The 5,207-nt window shown below is 72.4% G+C and carries 5 protein-coding genes; 4 read left to right on the forward strand and 1 reads right to left on the reverse strand.

The genetic code is table 11. The features are described 5' to 3' along the window. Positions 1 to 1,058 (reverse strand): mannosyltransferase family protein (locus tag ABYE80_RS16610; RefSeq protein WP_372791418.1); only part of this gene is annotated, 1,058 nt, incomplete at its 3' end. Between ABYE80_RS16610 and ABYE80_RS16615 the strand changes: the two genes are divergently transcribed. From ABYE80_RS16615 to thiL, 4 genes are all read left to right on the forward strand, one after another. Then, a complete protein-coding gene (locus ABYE80_RS16615; protein WP_372791419.1) occupies positions 1,057 to 1,836 on the forward strand; it encodes a mechanosensitive ion channel family protein in 780 nt (259 codons plus the stop codon). The two genes, ABYE80_RS16610 and ABYE80_RS16615, sit on opposite strands and share 2 nt — an antisense overlap. An 85-nt stretch (positions 1,837 to 1,921) precedes the next feature. Then, positions 1,922 to 4,150, forward strand: coding sequence for a transglycosylase domain-containing protein (locus tag ABYE80_RS16620; RefSeq protein WP_372791420.1), 2,229 nt, complete (start codon positions 1,922 to 1,924; stop codon positions 4,148 to 4,150). Positions 4,151 to 4,187: 37 nt separating this feature from the next. Further along, positions 4,188 to 4,406, forward strand: a complete 219-nt coding sequence (infA, locus tag ABYE80_RS16625) for a translation initiation factor IF-1 (RefSeq protein WP_107567775.1) — start codon at positions 4,188 to 4,190, stop codon at positions 4,404 to 4,406. A gap of 33 nt (positions 4,407 to 4,439) precedes the next feature. After that, a partial coding sequence (gene thiL / locus ABYE80_RS16630; RefSeq protein ID WP_372791421.1) for a thiamine-phosphate kinase occupies positions 4,440 to 5,207 on the forward strand: 768 nt, incomplete at its 3' end.

Below are 5,207 nucleotides of genomic sequence, written 5' to 3' on the forward strand. Positions count from 1 at the left end.
GGCAGGCTCCGCAGGACTCCGACGATCGCCGGGACGCAGGCCACCAGGAACGCGAAGAGGATGAGGTTCTCCTGCGCGACCACGAACGGGTCGCCGCCGGACGCCGTGAAGTAGACGGGCTCCCGGGCGCCCGAGAGCAGCTGCCGAGCGCCCTGGTAGGCGGCCACCCAGCCGTCCCAGAGCCCGACGAACGGCCCGCTGAACTCCCGGAACCACACCTTCTGGGCGTCGAGCGGCGCGGTCACCGATCCGCCGGTCACCGCGAACCAGCCGCAGAACGCGAGCATCCCCGCCGGCACGAGCGCGACCCACACCAGCGGGAGGTCCGCACGTGTCGGCCGCCGGCGATCGGCCGCGGCCGTCGTCCGGCGCTGCCGGAGGTACAGGAGCACCAGCGGGACGACCAGCACCACGCCGGCACTGCGCGTCCCGGCGGCGAGGGCGCCCAGCGCGCCGGCCCACGCCCACGCGCCGGTGCGCGCGCTGTAGACGGCCCCGAGCGACAGCGCGAGGAACAGGCCCTCGCTGTAGACCGCCGTGTGGAAGAAGGCCATCGGGAAGAGCGCGCAGGCCAGGACCGCGTACCGGGCGGCACGCGCGTCGCGCAGCTCCAGCTCCGCGAGGCGGTGCAGCAGCACCAGGGCGATCAGGTACGCCACCCACGACACGACGATCCCGCCGAGGAGGCTGGAGCCCAGCGGCGTCCCCACCGCACGCGCCAGCAGCGGATACAGCGGGAAGAACGCCGGCCGCGCGGCGTCGTCGCCGTAGCCGGCGTCCGCGATGGTCAGGAACCAGACGCTGTCCCACCGCGCCATCGGCGCGACCAGCTCGTTGCCCGCCGCGGAGAAGGGGTGCGTGAGGCCCGAGGGATCGAAGCCCGGCGCGCGGTCGGAGTGCCCCAGCCAGGCGGAGGCGCCCACGCCGCTGACGAGGACCAGGGCGCGGGAGAGCACGAAGGCGAACGCCGCCTCCCTCCACGCGACGGCCCAGTGCGGTGCGAGCCCGATGCGCGGAACGGCGATACGGCGGGATGCTCGGGTACCGTCGAGGGCCATGCCGCCGCACATCCTCGCGGAGTCGTTCTTCCAACGCTACGACCACCAGCTCACCGCGGCGCTCAGCATCGTCCTCGCCTTCGCCCTGGCCTGGCTGGTCGACCGGGTGATCCTCAACCGCGCCGCGTCGCTGGCCGTCCGGGCCAGCGGTCGCGCGCTGACGCCGGAGGCGGACACGCGCCTGCGCTTCCTGCGGCGGTTCACCGAGGTGACGATCATCGTGATCGGCATCTCGATAGCGCTGTCGCAGTTCGCCGCTCTCGACCGGATCGCCGGCGCCGTGCTCGCCTCGAGCGCGATCGCCGCGGCCGTCGTCGGGTTCGCCGCACGCCAGGTGCTCGCCAACGCGGTCGCGGGCCTCCAGATCGCGATCACCCAGCCGCTGCGCGTCGGTGATCACGTCACCTTCGAGGACCAGACCGGCACGGTCGAGGACGTCCGGCTCACCTCGACGTGGCTGCGGACCGGCACCGATGCCCGCGTGATCATCCCGAACGAGCGGCTGGCGGCCGGCGTCCTGCGCAACGAGTCGATCGAGAGCGCGACGGTGGCCGTCGAGGTGTCGGTGTGGATCCGTCCCGACGCGGACGCGAGCGCCGCGCTGGCCGCCGTCCGGACCGCGCTGCCCGAGATCCAGTGCCGCGTCGCGGAGTCCACGAGCGAGGGCATCCGGCTGTTCCTGGTCGCGGCTCCGTGCCAGCCCGCGGAGCGCTTCGGCGCCGAGGCCGACCTTCGCGAGGCCGCCCTGGAGGCCCTGCACGGCGCGGGCGCGCAGTAGGACGTGGGACCCTCGCGGCGAACTCCGTAGGGCGGCGGGTGCGAAGGACACGCCGCCGCACTTCGCTACCGTCCCTCGTTCGCCTATGTCCCGTCGTGAACGCCAACGTCGGCGCCGCCGCAACAAGGGCGGCCCCGGTCGCGTGCTGCTCCTGGCCTTCGGCATCCTGACCGCGATGCTGGCCATCGGCAGCCTGTCCGCGGTCGGCTACGTCGTGAGCCTGGCCTCCTCCGGACCGGACCTCTCGGGCCTCAAGCCGGTCGAGCAGGGCGCCAACACGGTCGTCTACGCGAAGGACGGGAAGACCCGCCTCGGGTTCATCCAGTCGACGATCCTGCGGCAGCCGATCCCGTCCACCGCGATCCCGAAGGTCATGAACGACGCCACGGTGGCGATCGAGGACCGGCGCTTCTACCAGCACACGGGCGTGGACTTCGAGGGCGTCATCCGCGCCGGGGTGAAGAACCTCCGCAGCGGAGAGACGGTCCAGGGCGGCTCGACGCTGACCATGCAGTTGATCCGCAACCTCTACACCGAGGACCGCGAGCGCAACTTCAAGCGCAAGATCCGCGAGGCGAAGCTCGCGGAGGAGCTCGAGAACCGCCATCCGGGCCCGCTCGGCAAGAAGTGGATCCTCACGAAGTACCTGAACTCCGTCCCCTACGGCACGGTGGGCGGCCAGAGCGCCTACGGCGTGCAGGCCGCCTCCCGCCTGTACTTCAACAAGCGCGCCCGGGACCTCAAGCTGCACGAGGCCGCGCTGCTCGCGGGCCTCCCGCAGGCACCGTCGGCGTTCAGCCCGTACAAGAACCCGGACGGCGCGATGCGCCGGCGCAACGACGTGCTCGACTCGATGGCCGACCAGGGCTACATCAGCACGACCGACGCCGAGGAGGCCAAGGCACGGCCGCTCGGCGTCAAGAAGACCGACTACTTCACCGAGCGCCGCGAGGGGTACTTCTTCGAGTACGTGCGCCGCGAGCTGGTGCGCAAGTACGGCGTGAAGAAGGTCCGCCGCGGCGGTCTGAAGGTCTACACCACCGTCGACCTGAAGGCCCAGCAGAAGGCCCGCAAGGCGATCCGCGACCGGCTGCCGAACCCGGGGGATCCGTCGGCGGCACTCGTCTCGATCGATCCGCGCAACGGCCACATCAAGGCGATGGCCTCCTCCCGCAGCTACGGGGAGTCGAAGTTCGACCTGGCCTCCCAGGGCGTCCGTCAGCCCGGGTCGACCGCGAAGATGCTGGTGCTGATGGCCGCGCTGCGCCGCGGCGTCGACATCAACAGGACCTCCTACGACTCCAAGAAGCTCAACTTCATCGACAAGGGCACCGGCGCGAAGATCGAGGTGTCGAACTCCGACGGCGGCGCCTACGGCGGACGCCGGACGCTCTTCCAGGCGACCGTCGCCTCCGACAACACGGTCTTCCAGCAGCTGGCCCTCGACCTGGGCCCCGACGCGGTGCGCCAGACCGCGTACGACATGGGGATCACGAGCAAGCTGGACGCCTACCCGGCCGAGGCCCTCGGCGGCATGCGGAAGTGCTGCACCGTGCTGGAGATGGCGCGCGCGTACACGACGATCAACGACGGCGGCGACAAGCTCAAGCCCATCGCCATCACCAAGGTCAAGTTCCCCGACGGCAAGGTCGACAAGTCGCTCGGCAAGCCGCGACGCACCAAGATCTTCACGGACGGCCAGACCTACGAGGCCATCAAGGCGATGCAGGCCAACGCCGCCCGCGGCACCGGCACCGCCGCCAACCTCGGGTTCTGCCCGACCGCGGGCAAGACCGGCACGACCACCGGCTTCGCCGACGCGTGGTTCGCCGGGATGACGAGCAACCTCACCACGGTCGTCTGGGTGGGACACCCGGGCAGCCGCGTCCCGATGACGGCCGTCCCCGGCTGGGGGACGATGTTCGGCGGCAAGGCGCCCGCCGCGATCTTCCACGACTTCATGGCCGCCACGGTCAACCGCAAGACGTGCGGCGAATGGCCGAAGCCCAAGGAGCCGTTCGAGTCCGCTCCGTTCTTCGGCACCTACGCGAAGAGCGGGGCGCCCGGCGGGACCTCCACGCCGACCGACGGCTTCTCCCCGCCGACGGGGACCGACAACGACGACGCCGACGGGGACTCCACCGGCCGCGGCGGGACCCAGTACCCGAGCGACCAGTACGAGGATCCGCCGCAGGCTCCGCCGCCGACGCAGACGCCCGCGCCGGCCGCGCCGAGCCCCCCGCCCGCCAACAACGGCGGGGGTTCGACCGGCGGCGGCACCGCGGGCGGCTCGCCGGCGGGCTCCATACCGTAGGACCCGACGGCGCCGCGCGGTGCTACCGTCAGGTGCAATGGCCAAGGAAGAAAAAGTCGAGTTCGAGGGCGAGGTCGTCGAGGCCCTGCCCAACGCCATGTTCAAGGTGAAGCTCGACAACGATCACGAGGTACTCGGGCACGTCGCCGGCAAGATGCGCCGGTTCCGCATCAGGATCCTCCCGGGCGACCGCGTCCGCGTCGAGCTCAGCCCGTACGACCTGAGCCGAGCCCGCATCGTCTACCGGCACCGCTAGGCGGCGCCGCGCGGCGGCCGGTCCGCCCACCCCATGGGCGAGCACGAACTGATCGCCGCCCTGCAGGAGGTCCTGACCCCGCGTGGGGACCGGGTGCTGCGCTGGATCGGTGACGACGCCGCCGTCGTGCGATCCCGGCCCATCCAGGTCGTGAGCGTCGACCAGATGGTCGACGGCGTCCACTTCCGTCTCGACCTCCCGGGCGTCGGGCCCGCCGACGCCGGCCATCGCGCCATGGCCGGGGCGCTCAGCGACCTCGCGGCGATGGCCGCCGACGCGGGCGAGGCGTACGTGACGCTGACGCTCCCGCGCACCTTGACGGCCCCCGACGCACTGGCGGTGGTGTCGGCGATGGAGACGCTCGCCGCGCGGACGGGGACGACCATCGCGGGCGGTGACGTGACCCGCGGCCCTGTCCTGAGCATCGGCGTCACCGTGATCGGGTGGGCGGACGACGAGGACGCCCTACGCGGGCGCGACGGCGCCCGCCCGGGCGACCTCCTCGGCGTCACCGGCCCCCTGGGCGGATCGGGTGCCGGGCTGGCGCTGCTCGACGGCCGCGTCGACGCCGCCGCGATCGGCCTCTCCCCGAGGGTCGCCGAGTCCCTGCGGCGGGCGTACCTGCGCCCCGAGCCGCGGCTGGAGCTGGCGAGGTCCCTGCGCGACGCGGGCGCGACCGCCCTGATGGACGTCTCCGACGGGGTCGCGACGGACGCCGGTCATCTGGCACGCGCCTCCGGCGTCGACGTGGTCGTCCGCCTCGACGCCCTGCCGCTGGCCGAGGGCGTGCCCGAGGTGGCA

It is taken from the genome of Paraconexibacter sp., assembly GCF_041602235.1.
In the GTDB taxonomy this organism is placed as follows: Bacteria; Actinomycetota; Thermoleophilia; order Solirubrobacterales; family Solirubrobacteraceae; genus Paraconexibacter.